Source organism: Mycobacterium malmoense (assembly GCF_019645855.1).
GTDB classification, from domain to species: domain Bacteria; phylum Actinomycetota; class Actinomycetes; order Mycobacteriales; family Mycobacteriaceae; genus Mycobacterium; species Mycobacterium malmoense.
This window is the reverse complement of the sequence record NZ_CP080999.1, coordinates 4,676,558-4,696,179: the sequence shown is the minus strand read 5'-3', so window position 1 is coordinate 4,696,179 and position 19,622 is coordinate 4,676,558. Positions and strand designations below refer to the sequence as shown.

19 protein-coding genes and 4 tRNA genes are annotated in these 19,622 nt (G+C 59.4%); 12 read left to right on the top strand and 11 right to left on the bottom strand.

The features are described from left to right. Window positions 1-55: 55 nt before the first annotated feature. Window positions 56-952 (top strand): SAM-dependent methyltransferase, encoded by an 897-nt coding sequence (locus tag K3U93_RS21620; protein ID WP_083009901.1) that lies wholly within the window; start codon window positions 56-58, stop codon window positions 950-952. A gap of 44 nt (window positions 953-996) precedes the next feature. On the opposite strand, the gene K3U93_RS21615 is transcribed toward K3U93_RS21620, so the two are convergent. Continuing rightward, entirely contained in the window at window positions 997-1,806 is an 810-nt protein-coding gene (locus K3U93_RS21615; RefSeq protein WP_071510649.1) for a TIGR04255 family protein, read from the bottom strand. A 212-nt stretch (window positions 1,807-2,018) separates the two neighbouring features. Continuing rightward, a tRNA-Lys gene (locus K3U93_RS21610) sits at window positions 2,019-2,091 on the bottom strand. Window positions 2,092-2,215: 124 nt separating this feature from the next. On the opposite strand from K3U93_RS21610, the gene K3U93_RS21605 reads away from it, so the two are divergent. The 3 genes from K3U93_RS21605 (at window position 2,216) to K3U93_RS21595 (ending at window position 2,500) form a co-directional block, all read left to right on the top strand. Further along, a tRNA-Glu gene (locus tag K3U93_RS21605) sits at window positions 2,216-2,289 on the top strand. Window positions 2,290-2,320: 31 nt separating this feature from the next. Next, a tRNA-Asp gene (locus K3U93_RS21600) sits at window positions 2,321-2,394 on the top strand. A gap of 29 nt (window positions 2,395-2,423) precedes the next feature. Continuing rightward, window positions 2,424-2,500: transfer RNA gene (locus K3U93_RS21595), tRNA-Phe, on the top strand. A 32-nt stretch (window positions 2,501-2,532) separates the two neighbouring features. Here the strand turns inward: K3U93_RS21595 and K3U93_RS21590 are convergent. From K3U93_RS21590 to K3U93_RS21570, 5 genes are read right to left on the bottom strand one after another with little or no spacing between them, the layout of a single operon-like run. Further along, entirely contained in the window at window positions 2,533-3,690 is a 1,158-nt protein-coding gene (locus K3U93_RS21590) for a site-specific integrase (protein ID WP_071512364.1), read from the bottom strand. Next, window positions 3,690-3,926, bottom strand: coding sequence for a helix-turn-helix transcriptional regulator (locus K3U93_RS21585; protein ID WP_071512377.1), 237 nt, complete (start codon window positions 3,924-3,926; stop codon window positions 3,690-3,692). Before K3U93_RS21585 ends, K3U93_RS21590 begins: the two co-directional genes overlap by 1 nt. Before the next feature lie 5 nt (window positions 3,927-3,931). Further along, window positions 3,932-4,282 (bottom strand): hypothetical protein, encoded by a 351-nt coding sequence (locus K3U93_RS21580; protein ID WP_071512365.1) that lies wholly within the window; start codon window positions 4,280-4,282, stop codon window positions 3,932-3,934. Between the two features lie 51 nt (window positions 4,283-4,333). Continuing rightward, on the bottom strand, window positions 4,334-5,659 hold the full coding sequence (locus K3U93_RS21575) for an FtsK/SpoIIIE domain-containing protein (RefSeq protein ID WP_071512366.1): 1,326 nt from the start codon (window positions 5,657-5,659) through the stop codon (window positions 4,334-4,336). Then, window positions 5,656-6,075 (bottom strand): hypothetical protein, encoded by a 420-nt coding sequence (locus K3U93_RS21570; RefSeq protein WP_071512367.1) that lies wholly within the window; start codon window positions 6,073-6,075, stop codon window positions 5,656-5,658. The genes K3U93_RS21575 and K3U93_RS21570 overlap by 4 nt, the downstream gene beginning before the upstream one ends. A gap of 170 nt (window positions 6,076-6,245) precedes the next feature. On the opposite strand from K3U93_RS21570, the gene K3U93_RS21565 reads away from it, so the two are divergent. Continuing rightward, entirely contained in the window at window positions 6,246-7,511 is a 1,266-nt protein-coding gene (locus K3U93_RS21565; RefSeq protein ID WP_071512368.1) for a helix-turn-helix domain-containing protein, read from the top strand. Here K3U93_RS21565 and K3U93_RS21560 read toward each other — a convergent pair. Then, window positions 7,504-8,151, bottom strand: coding sequence for an HAD family hydrolase (locus K3U93_RS21560; RefSeq protein ID WP_083009899.1), 648 nt, complete (start codon window positions 8,149-8,151; stop codon window positions 7,504-7,506). The genes K3U93_RS21565 and K3U93_RS21560 overlap by 8 nt on opposite strands. Window positions 8,152-8,373: 222 nt before the next feature. Here K3U93_RS21560 and K3U93_RS21555 point away from each other — a divergent pair, with 222 nt between their 5' ends. Next, window positions 8,374-9,102 carry a helix-turn-helix domain-containing protein gene (locus K3U93_RS21555; protein ID WP_083009898.1) on the top strand — a complete coding sequence of 243 codons (729 nt, stop codon included), beginning with the start codon at window positions 8,374-8,376 and terminating at the stop codon, window positions 9,100-9,102. An 89-nt stretch (window positions 9,103-9,191) separates the two neighbouring features. Next, window positions 9,192-10,028 carry an alpha/beta fold hydrolase gene (locus K3U93_RS21550; protein ID WP_176219906.1) on the top strand — a complete coding sequence of 279 codons (837 nt, stop codon included), beginning with the start codon at window positions 9,192-9,194 and terminating at the stop codon, window positions 10,026-10,028. Window positions 10,029-10,513: 485 nt separating this feature from the next. On the opposite strand, the gene K3U93_RS21545 is transcribed toward K3U93_RS21550, so the two are convergent. After that, window positions 10,514-11,713, bottom strand: coding sequence for an FAD-dependent monooxygenase (locus tag K3U93_RS21545; protein ID WP_071512371.1), 1,200 nt, complete (start codon window positions 11,711-11,713; stop codon window positions 10,514-10,516). A gap of 265 nt (window positions 11,714-11,978) precedes the next feature. Next, on the bottom strand, window positions 11,979-12,335 hold the full coding sequence (locus K3U93_RS21540; RefSeq protein WP_071512378.1) for an HIT domain-containing protein: 357 nt from the start codon (window positions 12,333-12,335) through the stop codon (window positions 11,979-11,981). A 469-nt stretch (window positions 12,336-12,804) separates the two neighbouring features. Here K3U93_RS21540 and K3U93_RS21535 point away from each other — a divergent pair, with 469 nt between their 5' ends. The 5 genes from K3U93_RS21535 (at window position 12,805) to K3U93_RS21515 (ending at window position 17,377) form a co-directional block, all read left to right on the top strand. Next, a complete protein-coding gene (locus K3U93_RS21535) occupies window positions 12,805-13,527 on the top strand; it encodes a class I SAM-dependent methyltransferase (protein ID WP_230981529.1) in 723 nt (240 codons plus the stop codon). A 185-nt stretch (window positions 13,528-13,712) separates the two neighbouring features. Then, the gene (locus K3U93_RS21530; protein ID WP_139796813.1) at window positions 13,713-14,315 is read left to right on the top strand and encodes a hypothetical protein; all 603 of its coding nucleotides are present in this window, start codon (window positions 13,713-13,715) and stop codon (window positions 14,313-14,315) included. A gap of 117 nt (window positions 14,316-14,432) precedes the next feature. Beyond that, on the top strand, window positions 14,433-15,131 hold the full coding sequence (locus K3U93_RS21525) for a DUF433 domain-containing protein (RefSeq protein WP_071512374.1): 699 nt from the start codon (window positions 14,433-14,435) through the stop codon (window positions 15,129-15,131). Between the two features lie 48 nt (window positions 15,132-15,179). After that, window positions 15,180-15,584: a PIN-like domain-containing protein gene (locus K3U93_RS21520; protein ID WP_230981528.1), complete on the top strand. Its 405-nt coding sequence runs from the start codon at window positions 15,180-15,182 to the stop codon at window positions 15,582-15,584. Window positions 15,585-16,015: 431 nt separating this feature from the next. Next, the gene (locus tag K3U93_RS21515) at window positions 16,016-17,377 is read left to right on the top strand and encodes an RNA-directed DNA polymerase (RefSeq protein ID WP_338156893.1); all 1,362 of its coding nucleotides are present in this window, start codon (window positions 16,016-16,018) and stop codon (window positions 17,375-17,377) included. 81 nt (window positions 17,378-17,458) lie between these two features. Here the strand turns inward: K3U93_RS21515 and K3U93_RS21510 are convergent, their stop codons facing one another. After that, entirely contained in the window at window positions 17,459-19,570 is a 2,112-nt protein-coding gene (locus K3U93_RS21510; RefSeq protein WP_139796811.1) for a helix-turn-helix domain-containing protein, read from the bottom strand. Window positions 19,571-19,622: the final 52 nt, after the last annotated feature.

Here is a 19,622-nt window from a genome sequence, read left to right as displayed (position 1 = left end):
GCGCTGTGGTAGTAACTAGACCGTCTATATTTTTCGGGTGGGGAGAAGGAGCACCATGGCGCGAACCGATCGTGATCGTTGGGATTTGGCGACGAGCGTCGGGGCGACGGCGACCATGGTCGCCGCCCAGCGGGCGTTGTCCACCGACGAGAAGTTGATCGACGACCCATATGCGGCGCCGTTGGTGCGTGCCGTCGGAATTGACGTCTATGTCCGGCTGGTGAACGGCCAGATTCCGGTAGGCGGGGAGTCCGAGTTCGATCCACAGCGAATGGCTCGCGGAATGGCCTGCCGCACCAGGTTTTACGATCAGTTCTTCCTCGACGCGACCCGGGGCGGCATTGGCCAGGCGGTCATCCTGGCGTCGGGACTTGACGCGCGCGCGTACCGTCTGCCGTGGCCGGCCGGCACCGTCGTCTACGAGGTCGACATGCCCGAGGTGATCGAGTTCAAGACGCTGACGCTAAGCGATCTGGGCGCCGAACCCACCGCCGAGCGGCGCACGGTGGCCATCGACCTGCGCGATGACTGGGCCACGGCGCTGCAGGCCGCGGGATTCGATCCGCAGGCTCCCGCGGCGTGGAGTGCCGAAGGTTTGTTGGTGTATCTGCCCGACGCGGCGCAGGACGCGCTGTTCGACAACATCACCGCGTTGAGCGCCCGTGGTAGCCGCCTGGCCTTTGAATTCGTACCGGACACGGCCGTTTTCGCCGACGAACAGTGGCGCGCGCATCACGACCGGATGAGCGAACTCGGGTTCGAAATCGACTTCAACGATCTCGTCTATCACGGCCAGCGCAGCCACATCCTCGACTATCTGACCTGGCGCGGCTGGAAGACGTCGTACCAGACTGTCGCGGAGCTACATGCGGCCAACAGCTTCGTCTATCCCGACGACGATGTCGCGGAGGCCTTCGCCGATGTGACCTACAGCAGCGCGGTGCTTGCCTGAAGACCGGGCATTTGGGCTGAGCCGGGTGCCCCGGCTACCAGCGCTTACCGGCTGAGCAGGTCATCCCTTAGGCGGTTGGTAAGTATCTCCTCGAACACGGTACGAGCGGGCTGGTACAGGTCCTGGAAAGTCGTCAGCACCGCATCCCGGTCGTATTCGGGGATGGACCCGGTCGGAGTCCAGAAGCTGTCGATGTCCAGAAGGAAGAACGGTCCTTGTTGGGCCGGCAATGTCCGGCGTAAATGGTAATTGGCGTCGAGCGCCTGACCCACGCCCGGGCCGTAGCGCACGATCATCGATTTGCCCGGTTGGGCTTCGCGGTAGACCGCGGCACCCTGCCACTCGGTGAGGGTCAGGCCGGCGGGCGCGATGCGCTGCGGCCCGAGCAGCGGCTCGGCGATCCAGTTGCTCCACTCGATACGGCCATCCACGCCCACCGGGACTCGGACCTCGAGGACGTACCGGAGACCGAGGCGTTCCACTCCGACGATCGAGGAGACCTGCGAGCGAGCGTCGATGACCCGCATGACGATGTCGAGCAACGCCTCGAAGTTGGCGTAGGAGGTGGTCTCGATGACGACCGCCTGGTTCTTCATCGAGGCGGCAAGCGTGTTATCGCGGTTGACGTAACGGATGAAGCGCTCGGCAGCGGGTGTTGGACTTCCGCCGGCGCCCATCGCCCACGCCAGGTCCTGCGCTTGGCGTTCGATCGGCAGGTGTTCGGCGAGCAGGCGTTTGAGTTCTCCGCTCGACGATTCGCTGAGGGAATCCGTTGCTGGATGACGGATTTCCATCGTTACCAGGGCTACGGGGGTGTTCGGGGAGGCCGCATCGACAGTCATCTTGCGAAGCATAGCCAAGCCGTTTGGCGGCTAAACCACGGCCATGCCGCAGGCGGGCTGGTTCCTGGACGGGTCGGGGCGGCTTGCCGCCGATCGTGCCGCCCCGCCGACACGCGGCGCCCCCTCGGGCGCCAGCAAGGCTAGGTGTCACGGATTGGGCTGAAACACTGTCGGGCGCCGCCCGAGGTAACAGCAGCTTTCGGTGGCCTTTCGGTGCCTTTCGGTGCCCCCACTAGGACTCGAACCTAGGACCTGCGGATTAAAAGTCCGTAGCTCTACCAACTGAGCTATAGGGGCGTGAGAACTCAGGATACTGGGTTCGAAACGACGCTCGTTTGAGGATTCGGCCTGCGGTGACCTAAGCTGGCGTGGCTCCCAACGGTACCTACGTTGCGAGTGCCCCCGGAGAGATTCGGTTCTGGCCCCCTTCGTCTAGACGGCCTAGGACGCCGCCCTTTCAAGGCGGTAACGCGGGTTCGAATCCCGTAGGGGGTACTTGCGACGCGGTCACGCGGAGCAGCAGCGAGGCCCTGTGGCGCAGTTGGTTAGCGCGCCGCCCTGTCACGGCGGAGGTCGCGGGTTCGAGTCCCGTCAGGGTCGCCGATACGGCGAGGCACTCCCTGCCTTCCGGCCAGGTAGCTCAGTCGGTATGAGCGTCCGCCTGAAAAGCGGAAGGTCGGCGGTTCGATCCCGCCCCTGGCCACCATCGTTGAGCTGCACGGACGCGGTGACAGCACTCTATGGATTGTTGGTCTTGTCCGGTTCCTGTCCGTTCGCCTGGTTCGCGACGGAATCATTGAGGCGGTCGAGGTTCGTGGCTACATGGTCGAGTTCGTCGGCGTAGAGGTCGCTGTAGATGTTGGCGGTGACGGTCGGCGTGGAGTGGCCCATAGTTTTCTGGACGTAGCGCAGATCTGCGCCGGATTTGCGGGCCAGGCTGGCATAGGTGTGTCGCAGGTCGTGGATCGTCAGGGGCGCGAGGTTCGTCGTACGCAAAGCTTGTGACCAGTGGGCATGTCGGCGCCAGTTATTGGATCTGAGCATCGCCCCGTTGGGGGACGTGACGGCCGGCTCACTCGGTTTGCGCCCTGCCAGACGTGGTGTGAGCGCGTCGATCACGACCTTCGGAAGAGGCACGGTGCGTTTGGCGGCGCGCGTTTTGGGCGGGCCGATGATGATGCGGCCTTCGACTTCCGGCGCGGCCCGGCGCACGTGAAGGCGGCGGGCGGGTAGGTCGATATCGCCGACGCAAAGGCCGACGAGTTCGGACCAGCGCAGGCCGGTGTAGGCCAGGATGGTGACGACATCACCCTGGTCTTTGCACGCTGCGGCCAGCGCGGCAACTTCGGGGGCGGTCAGGTAGCGGTGGCGTTCGCGTTCGGGGATGCGGCCAGCTGAGACACCGTCAGCGGGGTTGCAGTGGATGCGGCCGTCATTGCGCGCGACTTCGAGGATCGAGCGCAGCAGCCGCAGCGTCGACACTTTCGCCCACGGACCCACGGTGAGGCCGTCGACGAACTGTTGCACGTCGGCCCGGCTGATCTCATCCACGGGAATGTGTCTGAACTTCGGTGCGATCCGCAGTTGCCAATGCTGGCTGTAGCCGCTCCATGTTTTCGGGGATACTGCCGGCTTTTTTGAGGCGCTGTATTGTTCCCAAATCCTGACGAGAGGCACGCGGCCGAGCCGTGGGTCGAACCGACGGGCACCGAGTGCGGCTTCGTTGTCGCGTTCAGCTTTGAATGCCTTGGCTTCTCGCAGGGTCGCGAAGGTGGCGGAGGTCTCGACCCACCCGGATGCTGAGGCGGGGTCACGGACCTGGTAACGGACTTGGTACCGGGTCGCTCCAGCGGCGTTGAGCCGCTTACGGATTCCGCGCGGCGTGTTACCGGCCATCAGCGCTTGACCTGGTTAAGCCATTTGCGAACCTCGGCCGTATCCCAGCGGCGCACACGGTCGGACAACGAGTAGCAGGGCGGCCCGATTTGTTGTCCGGTTTGTTCGCGGATCGCTGCCCAGCGGTTCAACGTCGCCGCTGACACGCCCAACAGCGCCGAAACCTGTTCGGCCGTCAATAAATCCGGAAACTCGCCAGATGCCACCAGCGTTTCCCGAGCGACACGAACCGCCATCGACGTCACCCCTTCTCGGTTGTTACGGTTGTGGACCGTGTGCCGGTCAGCTCGCTGCGGATCGAGTCGAACCATGCCAACGTCGTGGGACATCCGGCGTCCAGATCTGTTTGCCCGCCGTCGATTCCCCAGAGATCAAACGCCCAGCGGGACAGTGCCGAGGCCACGGTTTCGCCCCAGCGCAAGATTTCATCAGCGTCTTGCAGTACCAGGGCGGTGCCCAAGACCTCGCCGGTAGACCGCTGATAGTGGACCTGATCCCAGCCGACGACGGTGACCAGCGCAGCACGCCGCAGCAAATCCTCTTTACGGCGGACCAGCCGCGCGTCAGCCCGCGATGATTCGTTGGCTGTCATTGGTCCTCAAATCCTCTCCACGTCTGGATGTTTCGTTCCGAGAGGAGCGATTCACGATGCTCGACGCGCCTGTGGCTGGTATCGAGTTGCGGTCGCGCGGATTTGATCGTCGGTCCAGTAGTCGGCCCGAACCCGCATCACCGCCCCGTCCGCAGCTATCACGTAGCCGACGCCGGGAGTATCGGGGCTGATCCGGTGCGCTGGCGCGGCATCGGCCAGGCCCTCGCCGAGGACCATGGCGACTTCATCGCGTGAACGCAGCCGTAGCGCGATGGTCTGGGTGAACAAACCCCTCATCGGTAGAACTTCTTTACGCGGGTCTTGCAGAAATGCCGCAACGACGACACCGAGGCCGCGGCCCTTGGTCAAGATCCGCGACAGGGAGGCCGCGGCTTGTTTCCGTAGCGCGGGATCACTCATATACGCGGTGACGCCGGCCAATTCGTCGATGAGCAGCACCACCAACGGTTCAGCGGCGCTGGCGGTGTGGTCGCGCTTGGCGCCGGCCATTCTGGCGCCTCGGGCGTCCATCAGTTGTTCCAGCCCTGCAAGGGTTTTCACCGCGTCGCTTTCGGTGGTAGCGACTTTCGTGAAGAGTTGGGCTCCGACAGAGACCTCGATTCCATACTTGAGGTCGATCCCGACCAGGCGCACGAGTCCGGCTTTGACGGCGGGACCGAAGCCAGCCGCGATTCCCCAAAACACCGACCCCTTACCGGCCCCGGAGCACCCCACCGTGAGGGTGTGCAGGCCGGCGATACGAAGAATCCAGGGCCGGCCATTCTCGCAGCGCCCCAATCGCACATGGGTCGTCGCCACTTGGGTAAGTGTCGTAGCGTGATGGACGCCGGCGAGGTGCTCGCGCATGACGAACTCCATGCGAACTGTTCCCGGAGCAATTACCACAACGCGCGCCGAATGAGCGCCGGCGGCATCGCGGATCTTGGGGACTGCTGCTTCCAGATCATCGACGGTCTGGCCCGTGCGGGTACGTACCGTCAAGTTCAGGCTGTGGTCAGACATTTTGACCCGCAACAACTTCGGGTGAGACCACACCGTGGTCGTAGTTTGCTTGCCGTCCTTGTCTTTGCGGTGGACCTGCTCGGAGAACGACAGTCCGCACCTTTTGGCCAGCCGGGACCAAGAGCTGTATGCCCACAGCAGCCAGCGCACGCGTCGGACTGGTGCCGCGAAATACCGCTGATAGCTCGCGGGGTTTTGATGCCGCCAAAACACCAGCGAGACAACCACAACGCTGACCAGGACGAGCAGCCATGCCGCACCGACGATCAGGAGGTGCTCAAGGTGCTCAAGACTAAATCCAGCGTACGGGTCGGAGAAGCCGGGGTCGGGCGAATATGGGTCGTAGGGGTTCACGACTGGACCGCCGATCCGCCCCGGGAAGCTGATGCCTGCTTGGTGGCTGCATCCCGGATGAGTTTCGCGCCGTCAGCGATGACGCGGAGTTCGGTAACGCCGAAAACAGAAACACGCGTACTTCCGTAGTCCCCGCCGACGATCCGTGCGGTAAGCCCATTGTTGCCGGTCACACCGATCACGGTCCCGACGGGCACGTCGGCGGCCAATGCATCCGGCATCACGACGGTCGCGCCGGGTGTGACTCCCAGCAGATCGCTGACGATCACCGACTCGACACCGGAGACCGATGCTCCGGTGGCGTCGCATTCGCGTCCGGTCGCGACGCGGCTCTCACCGCGGCCGGTATACGACGAGCGTTCCCGAGCCTCCTTCATGACCCATACGTAAACCTCGCCCACGAGCTTCGCATCCATCTGTCCTATGCCTCCTGATGTGTGCCTTGTTGGCCTTGCGCACAGTGGCGTGCCAGGACCATGATCGGGTACCGGAACGTCCTTAGAGAGGACATAAAAGCGGACATAAATAGGACGTTCGAGCGGAAATCTGACTGGATCAAGGCCGAAAAGTGGCCTACTGTGGCCGCATGACACCCGCAACAGGCAATGCGCGACTACGCGCGGCACGACAGGCACTGGGCTTACGATCGCAGGCTGCGTTGGCCGAAGCGGTCGCCAAAACCGCGCGCTCAATTGGCCTGCGGATCTCAGTGACTTCCCGGACAGTCCGCCGATGGGAGTCCGCAGATCCGCCCTGGCCCCATCCCGAGCACGCGGCGGCGTTGGAAGCGCTCTTTCACCGCCCGGTCACCGATCTAGGCTTTGTCGCTCCGTGGCAGGATGACGATCCGAATGACTCAAAAACGCTGCGAGCGAACAAAACTCAGCAACGCGGAAGCCACCCTCTCCGCAGAATCGGCCCGACCCTACCGGTCGCCGTCGCCGCCGATTTCGCAGCAATCTCCGTCGCTTACCGCCATCTGTACTGGACGATCCCCGCGGCTGATCTTCTGCCGCTCGTTGCCGGCCACGCCGGCCTCGGTGCATCGCTCTTGTCCACCATTGACGATTCGGCCCGAAAAGGTCTGGCAACAGCGCTATCTGAGGCCAGCCTGCTTGCTGGCCGACTAGCCTTCTTCGACCAACAACAACCCGAAGTCGCCCAGCCCCATTTCGTCTTGGCGTTAGAAGCCGCCTATCAAGCCGACGACTATCAGTTAGGGGCGGCGGTATTGGCGCATATGGCTTTCGCGCCAGCGTTTTCCGGCGACCGAACCAGGGCCCAAGAAGCTCGGGACCGTATTCGCGCGGCGCGCGCGTTCGCTCATCGCGGTCACGCACCGGAAGCAATCGTTGCCTGGCTCAATGCCGTTGAGGCAGAGGTCGAAACCCGGTTCGACAACACCCGCGATGCACTGAGGCTCATCGACGAAGCTGAGGCCCTGCTAGCGAACCAACCCGAGGATTCAGAGCTACCAGCATGGTTTGATTGGTTCTCGCTGACGCGGCTCCAGGGATTTAAGGGCAACACCCTCATCGCAGCCGGTCGCCCGCATCAGGCTCAGACCGTCCTCACCCAAGTTCTCGCCGATCTGCCCGACAACGCCGCGAAGCAACGATCCATCACCCTCGCTGATCTCGCCGCGGCAGCCGTCGCCGACAAGGACCCCGACCGAGCGAGCGAACTCCTGACCGACGCAATTGAAGGCGTCAGTCGGCAATGGTATGCGACCGCAATGGATCAAATAAAAACCGTCAGAGAAAGCCTGCGCGAATATGAGTCACTTCCAGCGGTGCGTAATCTGGACGCGAAGCTATACGATTGGCACACTGCGGTAAATTCATTTAGCTAACAGGGAGTAGGTCAAGAATCTCGCGCAAACTCTTCACCTGCCAATCGGCTACCTGGTTCAGTTCGGGAGAATTGCGAGATATCCAACCCCATGGACCACGCTGAACGAAGATTGTCTTCAATCCCACTTCTTTGGCGGGTCTGAGGTCGTTATCAATACGATCGCCCACATAGACAACCTCTGAGGGTTCGTCTGTCGTCGACACCTCGACAACTTTCTCGAAAAACAGAGGGTCTGGCTTCTCTACACCCCAATCATCGGAAGTTGCAACAAGATCCGTCGGCAGGTCGAGAGCACGAAGGAGACCGCCGGCGCGGATTGTCTGGTTACCAGCAATGCCAACCCACACGCCAGCCGCCCGAAGAGCCGACAACGTCGAGCGCACGTCTGGATAAAGATCATCTTCGCCAAACCATTCCGGCTGCCCTGCCGCGGCCCTGGCCTCCCGCTCTATGGTCAGGTCGAAGCCGGGTCTAAACACTTGAAAGGTTTCACGATAATCCTTGCCCGACTCAATGACGGAACCAAATACTGAAGCAAATGTGTGGCGCGGAACTCCAAGCCAATCGGCCCAAGTGCCATACTCCCGTGTTTCATCGACAAGCGTCTCGCCAACATCGAACACAACCGCTTTAATCATGCTTTAAGTCTAACCACGTCAATCAGCACGAGGCACTGTGCCTCATCGACCATTCCCTTGATGGCAAGGGCGATTTGCGGGGCGGTTCGGCGGCTGGCACCGCAGGAAACATACGCAGTCAGCCTCCAGCCGTGATTGGGGCACGATCGGTTCCAACCTGTACCGATTCATAGGAAGATCGGCAGCTGTCAATCGCCGGTAAACCGTTGCTACCGTTGGCTGATGACGGGTTCGGCTACCATCGCGATCGGGCCGGGTTATGCGGGCTATATCGGACCATCACTACCTATGCGTCCGCATACGACGCCGGTCGCGTGTCTGGCGGTCGGTCTTGACGGGCCGTTGACGATCTCAACGTCTACCCACAGCGTGTCTGCCCGCACTGTGCTATGTCCGGCTCGTGTCCTGCACCAATGCGACGAGACAGCGGGTCGGATGCTCTGTCTATTCATCGATCCGCTTATTGCTTCGCCGATCGTGACGCAGGCCATGTTCCCCGCATGGAGCGGCGGAATTGGTGCATACCACCTGTCACAGGACGCGATCATTGACCTCGCGTCGGCGACCGCCGTTGATTGGGAAAAGGTCGTCGGCGCCATGTGTCCTGTTGGTCAATTCGTTACGGACCAACGAATCCAGCAGGCATTTAACGCGATGCACGCCGATCCTGACGTTAGTGCAGAGCAGCTCGCACGGCGGCTCAAACTGTCCCGAGCCCATTTTCTCACTCTCTTCGCCAAGCACAGCCAGACCAGTTTCCGTAGATATCGTCAGTGGGTCCGTATCCGGCGGGTCGCCGCCGGTGGGGCACACGGTCACGACCTGACTCGATGTGCGGCCGATGCCGGATTCGCATCGTCGTCACACCTGAGTCGTTGCGGCGCCGCCATGTGCGGGGTCACGCTCTCGCAAATGATGCGCATGGAACTGGACCTCCAGTTCGCAGCCTGAAGGTGTCGGCATGCTCGCCTGGCAACCGTCACGCCGATCACCGAACGTTTGTGAAAGCGCTGAGCTCTGACGTGGTCGATAGTCGACGTATGAGCGACGATTACGCGAACCACCGCCGTGAGACTGCTTCCGGAATCAGCTATGTCGATGTAGGAACCGGCCCACCCACGCTCTTTGTCCACGGCCTGCTCACCAATGGTCGGTTGTGGCGCAACTGTTTTCGACTACTTGCCGATCAACGGCGGTGCATAGCGGTGGATCTTCCCGGACAGGGACACACGCCCCCGATCATTGACCACCCCACCGTATGGACGTGGGCCGACGCGGTCACCGAGCTGATAGATGAATTGGGCCTCGATCAAGTCCACCTCGTAGGTAACAACACCGGCGGCGCCGTCGTGCAGGTGGTCATGGCGCAACACACGAACCGGATCGCATCGTGCGTGCTCACCAATTGCGACACCGAGGGCAACTATCCGCCGCCCCGATTCAAGCCCGCCGTACCCGCCAGTCGACTGCACCTGTTCCGACTAGCACGACCGCTGCTGCAACGAACGCTGGTCCGCAGATGGATACTGAGCGCAGGCTATGAGAACGCCTCTGCCGTACCTGACGATGTGGTCGCCGATTACTTCAATCCTGTCTTCGGTTCGCCGGCCGCAACTGCGGCAATGGAACGTTTCCTCACCAGTTGTTCCGACGATGTTCTCGCTGACATTCACGACCAGTTAGCCGCCTGCCATGTTCCGACCCTCATCGTATGGGGGACGGGCGATCTACTGTTCTCGCCGCGTTGGTCCCGATGGCTCCGAGATTTGATACCTGGTGTATCCAAAATTGTTGAAATCGATCACGGTCGGCTGTACTTCGTCGATGAACGAGCCGACGAACTCGTCGACGCTATGCGCAAGCATTGGGAGAGCTGATCACGACAGGATGGCGAACAAACACCCATACCCTAGCGTCGAACCGCTAGCCAACGGCGGTGTTCTCGGCTGCTTCGGACTGACCGACTCCACCGCAATGACCAACCCGGCCAACTAATCGCCGAGGAAACCGCGCCTCCGAGGATTAAGCATGTTGTCGAGTTGGTCTTTCGCGCGTTCATCAGCTGAATGTGGGACTATGACTGCTCAATTTGGGCCGCCTCCGGTGGGACCATCATGCACCCGTCCCGAAGACTGCGACGAACACCCCCGCCGCGCCCGCCACACACAGCCCTGAAATTGTCAGCGCCACTGCGTAACTGGGCTTGACCCTGTTTCGTAGAAACAGTGTGAAGTGACTTGTGCCGTCCGAAGGAATCTCTTTTCGCATTCAACCTAGCTGGCCATACTGGGGGCCGAGCGGCGGCGGCTGTAAACACGTCGATCCAGTGGCTAGGGCGAGCCCACCTTTCGGCCGATGGTTCCTATCCCGGATACTCCGGCAGGGCGAGCGCATTCGAAGCTTTGGTGACGGGTCGGGCGGCAAGCGAAAACGCTAGTGCGCGCAGGCGGCGATTACGCAGCATCTGCATAGCTGCAAGCTGAGCGCGGGCCATCAGGGGTCCAGGCGAGACAAACTGTTTAATCAGGGTGGGAGCGAGCGCATGATTGCGGGACACGAAATCACGCAGTAGGTCCTGATAGCGGGCGAAGGCACGCGCGTAATCACCGGCGGCCGTAGATAATTCCCCGGCGAGCACGTAGCCGCCGACTAGAGCCAAACTGGTGCCCTGACCGGAGTTGGGGCTCGCGCAGTGGGCGGCATCCCCAGCCAGCACCACCCGACCGTGCGACCAATGCTCAAGTCGGACTTGGGAATTAGTGTCAAAGTAGAAATCCGTGGCCTGCTGCGCCTCCTGCATCAACCGCGGCACTTCCCAGCCGATATCGGCGAGACCCTCGGCTAAGATACGCCGCTGCTGATTCTGGTCGCGGTAATCGAATTGCACCGGTGGAGTACCCACGATGAAGGCGGCCACGGCCGTTTGGTTTCCCGGAGCGGTGACGATCGCGGCCACCCTGCCCCGATCCCGCAAAAGCAGTCCCCAGTCGAGCAGGCCGAGATAATTGGGGACCGTGAAGATGGAGAGGTACGCGCCGCGGTAATGCAGATACTGCGATTCGTCACCGAAGACCAGCTGGCGAACCTTCGAATGCAAACCGTCGGCGCCGATCACGAAGTCGAAATCCTCGGGTCGGGCTTTGTCGAAAGTGACGCTGACCGAGGCATCGTTCTGCTGCAGGTCGATGATCTCGTCTCCGAAAAGGTAGCGTGCGCCGTCTGCGGCGCCGTGTAGAAGCCGCAGCAGGTCGCCGCGCGGGATCTCCACATCGCCCTGAGCGATCTCGCTGATGGTGGTGTAGATGTCGACCTGTGACTGCCCAGCTCGGTTCACGAAGCTCATGCCGCGCACTGTGGTGCGCCCGGCCTGGATTGCCTCGTAGATACCCATCCGCTTGGCCACCGGCACCGCGACCCCGCGGATATCGATGCCTTGACCACCGATGCGCAACGCGGGTGCGCGCTCAATGACGGTGACTTCAAACCCAGAGCGATGCAACCAGTACGCGCTGGTTAGCCCCGCAACCCCAGCACCGGAGATCAGCACGCGTTGGTTCGTCATGAGTACCCGTCCGTCAATAATTGAGCCTATTGGAGGTCAGAGTGGATCTGCGCCCTCCGGTGTCCAGCACCGCGCCAGTATCATCGGCCCCGGCCGGTTTTCGCCAGGCTCACCCAGCGACTCAGCACCTGTTCACCGACACCGATCTCGGCTGCCACATTGGTGCGCGCGGTCGGCATCGACGTCTACACGCGGCTGGTCAACGGTGAGATTCCGGTCGCGCAGGATGCGCTGTCGGTCGGCTGGGCGCCGCAGTAGCTACGCGTTAGCATTCATCCCGCAATTTGCGTCCGCCGATGCAGTGCAAATGGAAGTGGAAAACCGTTTGATTCGCATCTGGTCCCGCGTTGGTGACCAGGCGAAAACCGGTGTTGGCGATCCCCTTCTCGCGCGCGAGTTTAGCCGCGACGGCGAATAGTCGGCCAGCTAGGGCGGCGTCATCATCTGTGAGATACAAGGCGCTTGGAACGTGTTTGTTCGGGATGACCAGGAAGTGCACAGGGCCGAGGTAGAACGGCATGTCCGGCGGCACGTCGATCGCGAACACGAGATCGTCTTTGTAGACCTTAGGGAGGGGGACGCCACCATCCCGGGTCCTGCAAAGGACGCAGCTTTCGCTCATCAGCACGTTCTACGCGGTCGGTCAACCCTTTTTCAAGAACCCGTCGTCCGAACGCAGCCTTGAAAACGTTGAACCACTGAAGGCAAACGCCGTGCGATGACGCCGCCCAGGCGCGAACCTCGGTCCTGTTTGGCCGGATGCCTGATGGAACTCGTTGGACGCGCCGATCAATCAGGTGTTTGTCGGCGCTGCTCCTTCCGGCGATCGTGCAGCGGACCGCGATGCGTGATTTAGCGCTGTCAGCATCCCCTGCGGACGGGCAGAGACGGTCCCGCCGGTAGTCGGCTAGCGACAGCCAGAACCGGCTGCACCGTCTCGCTTTGGTAGTTTGATGCCGGCACGTAGGCGTGGAGGTGGCCATCCGGTGGGTAAGGCGAGACCTGACCTCGGTGAGGTGCAAGAAACGCTGCTTGTCCCGCTTTACGGGCGTGCCCGTGATGCCACAGCCCGTCGGTCAATTCTCAACGATGTGCGCGCCCGCGAACTGGTGAATGGCATCGACTACGACTTCGCCCGCTTCAACAGGGGGTTGTTGCTCACAACGGTGCTGCGTACCTCGGTATTTGACGCTTGGGTACGCGGATTCATCGGCAGATACCCCACCGGTACCGTCGTCGAGATCGGCACCGGTCTCAACACCCGCTTCGAGCGAACCGACAATGGCCAGGTCCGCTGGTTCGACCTCGATCTGCCCGACACCATCGAGTTGCGGCAGCGATTCTTCACCCGGACCGACCGGCAAACCATGATCGCCGGATCGGTGCTCGAGACCGACTGGTTTGACACCGTCAACGCTGGACCTGGCCCGCATCTGTTTGTCGCCGAGGGCGTGTTCGCCTACTTCACCGAAACGCAGGTCCACGGCGTTATCACTAACCTGGCCGAGCGGTTCCCCGGCTCGCTGATCGCGTTCGACACTTATGGCGCCAAGATCATCGGTAACATGCAACGGAAGGCGTTAAAGGCGGTCAACGCCCGGATGCAATGGGCCTGTGATGACCCCCGCAGACTAGCGGACTGGGGACTTCACCTGGTCGACAGCCACACGTGGGCTAGCCCCCTGCCCGAGGCCGCCAAGACGTGGCCCCTGCACTACCGATGCGGAATACCGCTGCTGGCCAAAATGATTCGAGACCAACGCACCTACCGGCTCAACCTATTTCGCCTGGCAGACACTGAGCGCAGGCTATGAGGATGCCGCTGACGGCAGCAGCTCCTCCGGTGGACGCAAGCGAACTTGCCGATCGCGTCATCGCGATACTTTGACGCCGTGAGCCAAAACAAAGGCCCCAGCCGTTTGATCGGCCCTCTGAGAGGACTACTGGGACGGTTCTGGGGTGTTCGCTTTCCAAGGATAGGCGGTCCATCCTTGTGGACGTGGATGACGCGATGAAGTCAGCGCCCGATCGCGCGGATTACCTCGACATTCGCGACTTCATTCGCGATTGGGAAAATTACTGGAACCACGTAAAGCCCAGCGCGTCTGCCCTTTTGGCACGATCTGCGCGATTAGCCAACGACGCGGCGGTGGCGATCGACATTCAAATCGAACGAATTCACGACGAGTTCCACAGCCGCGATCCTGACGTGATTTCGTTGATTTCGACCGCGTTGATTGACATTGAGTTCCTGATCTCCTCGTTGTGGAAGATGCGGCTTGCCGGCAAGCTGGCCCAGTCCGCGATGGGGCGGTCGTGGACCGCGTTAGGCGAGTTCGATGCCGCCATTCCTCACCTGAAGCTGATGCGCGACGTCATGCAGCACATCGACGAGTATGGGCAAGACGGTGACGGCCGGCGCCATCTCAGTCCCCGCACCGGTCGGCGGATAGGGCGAAGGCTTCTCCACTCTCAGATGGGGTTCGGCGACAACTCGTTTAACTGGCTGGGTGGGACCCTCGACTTCGACCAAGCTCGCAACGCCTCGCTGCTGCTTCTGTCGGCGATCCGGGCAGCACGGGACAACCAAGCGGCGACTTAGACGAGTTGTCGAATTTCGACCGCGGTGGGGAACCGGCGGGTGCAATCGCCATGATTGGTCTTCGTGTGCAAATGGCCGTGAGCACATAATGTCGGTGCGGACAGATATCCATATGTCATGCTTGCTGACATGTCAGTTCTGTCGATGCTCGACCGCGACGTCTACCTCTACGCTGAGGTGGACCGGCTTGTTGGGCTGCGTGGCGGGACTGCGCGGCGCTGGATAAACGGGTATGAACGCGGCGGCAAGCAGTACGCCCCAATCCTTCGGGCGGCTCCTCGCGCTACAGAATGGGTGACGTGGGGTGAGTTCGTCGAGGCTCGTGTGCTGGCTGAATTTCGGGAAGAAGTCCCAACACGCCGCCTTCGTGCCGCGGTCGAAGCGCTTCGGACGACCTATCAGGTTGACTACCCCCTGGCGCACCTTCGTCCCTACCTGTCAGCGGAGAATCGTGAGCTGACAATCGGCGGTGCCGAGGTAGGTCTTGAAGAGGCGCAGATGATCGTGCGTACCGGTCAGCTGCTGATCAGCGAGGGCTGGCCGGTGGTTCAGCGTGCACAGCTGGGCACGGACGAGCGGGGCGAGAAGTACGTGGCCGAACTGGACGCCGATGACGAATTTCCCGGCATCGTGGTCAACCCCCGGCGTTATAGCGGGCAGCCGACATTCGCCGGCCGCCGCGTCGCAGTCGAAACGATTGCTGGGATGGTCAACGCCGGCGAGCGGGAAGAAGACCTCGCAGCCGACTATGGGCTGAGCATCGCGCAGGTTCGCGCAGCCGTTGATTACGTCGCGAAACACGGTCACGCTGCCTGATCGGGCGCGAGCGGTGGAATGGTTGCTCTTGAGGACATCGTTTATGTCGTGGACGAAAACCTGCTTCGGATGGGCAAGGGCATGGTGGCGGTCCGCCGCGATACCGCTCTATGGCGCGAGGAACCTTTAGACGCACTGCTTCCCGAGGGTATCGATGATCCCGACTGGATCCCCATTGTCGGGGACCGTGGTTGGGTAGTGATCACGAACGACAAGCGCATCCGGACTCGCCCCGTCGAGGCGCAGATGGCGATCGACCACAATCTGAAGGTCGTTCATTTGGAGGGCAGTGCCGGACACGCCACGGCATGGCAACAGCTGGTTCGTCTCGCCAAGCGTTGGGACGCGATCGAGGATCAGGTGATTGGTTCGCCGGTTGGTCCGTGGTGGCTCTCGGTGCGAAGTTCCCGAACAGTCGTCATGAGATTCGAGCCTGGAAAGGTGGAACGGTAGAAGGATAGAATTGTAGAGGCCAAGTCGAATAATCCGAGAATCGCGTCTTCAGCCGCCTAATCAATTACATTAAGTACGCACTCGGCCTGCGTGCACGACCGCGATTTCCGCGGATGATGATGATTACGCGGCGCACGCTAGCCGGAAAGATTCCTGAGCGACCATGAATACTGAGGGGCGGCATAGTCTGGCGTAGCAGTCATCGAGTTGGAATTTCGCCGATTGTGCGTAGTGACCGGGCATAGCCGATTATTCTGGCTAGGGTGTCGGCCGAACTAGCCCTAAGACGAGGGTATCTACCCCGTGAAGCTCCGCCATCCTTCTCCACGGAAGATTTTGCACAGAAGCTAGCTGCTGTTTCGGTACCGGCGCAGGTAACTGAAACTTACCCAGTCAGATTTAGCATTGCTCGTATCGGTGGCGTTCGCCGCATGGCTGAAATCCCAAATCCGTTCTCGCAAGAGGCTATTACGCGGTTATGTTCCCGCCACTGGAGAACGCTGCAGCGCATTACGGCACAAAGTCCAATCTCGCTCAGCAGGCCTGTAAAGCGATCAAATCTACGCTGGCTTACTTCCGTCGGCGATCGATCCATCCGACCAGTCGATATAGCTCATCGAATGCCGGGCGGCGTCGTTACGCTGAAGACCGATATCAGCCAGTTTTATCCATCGATTTATACACATGCGGTCGACTGGGCGGTACGGGGTAAAGCGATCGCCAAGAGGCGTCGAACGGACGGATCGCTGGGAGCACAACTTGACAAGGTATTGCGCTTTTCGCGGGGCGGTCAGACTGTTGGCTTATCAATAGGTCCTGATACATCCTGGCTTGTTGCTGAGATGGTGCTTGGGCGGGTCGATGCGGAACTATGTAAGGAAGATTCCTGGATCGCCGACCACGCATTTCGATTTGGCGATGATATGACTTTGTATGCGCGCTCACGTGCACACGCGGAAACAGTTCTTGCAAAGTACGCAGAATATCTCGCCAAGTATGAGCTATCACTGAACCCATCTAAGGTAGCCTTAATCGATGGCTTGGAGCATCCAGATAGACCATGGGTGACGACCCTGAGACAGTTCCGCTACCGTTCAGACACGCCACGACATTTATCTCAGGATATCGTTGATCTATTTGCGACCGCATTTGAGCTCGCCAGAGAGAATCCTTCTGACGGTGTCCTAAGCTACGCTATGAAGCGTTGCGATCCCTTTCCCGCGCAAGACGCCTGGCACCTCTATCGGGAGTTCGTGCTTGCTGCGATGGTTCAAGAGCCGACCGCCGTGCGGCACGTGTATCAAATCTTGACCTTTGCGCGGGACCATAGCCTGCCGATACGAGATGATCGATTGGAACAAGTTATAAATCAGATGTGTGCCGACCATTCTCGGCTAAACCATGGATTCGAGGTCGCATGGATCTTGACTATGGCCAGGGACCTTGACATACCGTTGGATAATAAATCCGTTGAAGCCGTAGCCGAGATGGACGATAATTGCTCTCTACTATTGTTAATCGATCTTGTCCAGCGAGGACAAGTTTATGCTGATATTTCAAAGCCGCTAAAGCGCGCAGAAGCCGAGGGCGCACTTTCATCGAACGATTGGCTCCTAGCCTACGAATGCAGAGCCAACCGTTGGTGTCGGCCGAAGAAGTGGGATGACAAGCAAGAGTGGAAAGACCTTTATTCAACTCGTGCAAGGTTCCTCGTACCTAAAGGCCTGAGCCAGGGCAGGCGCCGGCTTCGCCGGCGGCGTCCAGATTTCATGCCCTCGTGGGGCGGCAGTTAACCGCGAGCGCAATCAAAGGGATGAACCCGAGGGCCGTATATGTCAGGTCGGAGGAACGCGAAGGAACGAGGTATCCATATCTCAGTCGTCGGGTAGCTGTAGATCCTTATTACGGTCGGGATCGAAGTAAATCCGCTTAGCTGACTCGCTCAAGCTGAATTGCCGACGTTGACCAACCAGTTTCCGATCCACCAAATTTTGCTCGCTGAGACGCTTAGCCCGTTTGCCGACTAACTGGTATGAAACGTCAAGCTCGCCTGCAATTTCGCCGGCGAGCAGCGGTTGCGACTCGACGCTGAGAGTCTGTAGAATTCCTAATTCGGTGGCTGGAAGAAGCTGTTCTGACCTGACTTCTCGAATAACGTTCTCGTACTTTTTAGAAATATTAGTAACCTTACACTTGCCTGCGGTGCATTCAGGACAAAGCATATTGAAGCGTTCGAGCGCGTCCAATTCGGCAGGGTCAAATAGATGAGAACAATTCTCACACCGGATTTCCTGATTGCTTGCAATATAATCTTGAAGTATCGAATTGAAATCAAATACACGTTCGACAAAGTAGAGCCTGTTCTCCCTGGCCCCAACTGGACGACCAAAAGTGATCGAGTATTTCTCGCAAAGTCCATAGTTAAGCGCGTACACCGACACCCGGTGGCCATCGCGATTGCTCATGACATAGTATTTTGTCAAGAAAAAGTTCAGTTCCAGAGTAGACAATATCGAATCAAAAACGTGGCTAACGTTAAAGTGACTGGTTGGGTGTTGTCCTTGTATTTTCAGGAAGATGTTCGCGGCCTCTTTCGACCGCAGCTGCCTTGCCCTGCTGACAATTGTCTCGAGGAGTTCCTTTAGGCTGAAGATCGTTGATTTCTCATCAAAAGATTCATGAAGGAATGCGCCCATTCCGAAGTACGGCTCGACCTTTTCTTCATAGTATCGTTTTGCGGCGTCTTTTACACTCGTGATTGTTATCTTGTTTCCATACAGAAGATTATTTTCGTGTGCAAAATACAGCAGATAGCCGAGAGTGCGTGGGTTACCAAGGGATGCATAGAAAAGAGCCGTCCAGACAGCATCGGGACTTCTCGAATCGATGTAGTCGCTTGGATCAAGCCCAAAATGGCTCAACCTCTTTTCAACAAGGCGTTTAGTGAAATCGACACCTTTAGTTTCCATCTCACTAACAGAGTGTTGACCATATAGGTTATACAAGTCAAGACTTACTTCATCGATTTTGGACTTATCTAGACTGCCGTAGTAGACGCGCCCTGGATACGCTGCAATCTTGAATTTTATGAGTTCTTCTGACCAGTTATTCAGCGGCGCGATCAGCGTATCCACCACCGTCTCCATTGCTTCGAGCGGTAGTTCCGAAAAGTCGTCTAAGAAGATAAACAGATGACGGACGCCGACAATCTCGAGAAGTTCACTTAGGCTGTTAATCAAGGAACGGACATCGATTAACCGAAGAAGTATTTCTGAATATTCCACTTCAGATTCAGATTCGGATTTTGCGGAGGCTGAGCTACTTACGCCGGCCTCGGGTGGCCTAATGTAGCCCGCCTTTAAATCTGCGCTTATGTGGTTTGACGATGCGTCAAGATTGCGTTTCTTGCGTGCTGTGTTGCGCATACCTTGGACATCTATAAATTGCGGCCTGCTAACATTCTGCACAAACGCGTCCAAATTATGAAATAAGTCGTCGTGGGCACCTGTGAACGCCTGCTTTAGCCGAAGTTTCCAGGATGCTTTTAGTTGCTTTTTCAGGTCATCTCGAATACCCTCGACGACCGCACGAATGAATACCGTCATGAGCGCTAGCTGTGCTAGCGAGCTTGCGGGCAGCGATTCCTCGGATTTCGCGACTTTGTTCGCAAGGTCCGAATCCACCTGCGAAGACTCGAATACCGTCTTTATGTCGACATATGTAGAGAGTACGTTCTTTTCGGATAGCAGACTCTTTTGTGCGCGGAGAAAGACCGTAGATTTTCCGGTTCCTTTCCTTCCAATCAAAAATGTTGTGTTTGGCTGCCGGAGGACTTTGTGGACGTGATCATGCGGTAGTGGATCGACGTAAAGCGTCTCAATCAAGTCCTCGCCTTGCACGCTTTCGAGTTCCGCGCGCCGGTACAGCTTCAGAGACTGGATCGCCTCCGCGAAGCGCTCAAGTTGATCGGTGCTATAGACCGGCACAATTCATTCCCTTCCAGGATTCGCTCAGATCGCGCTACCGAGCAGAACTCAT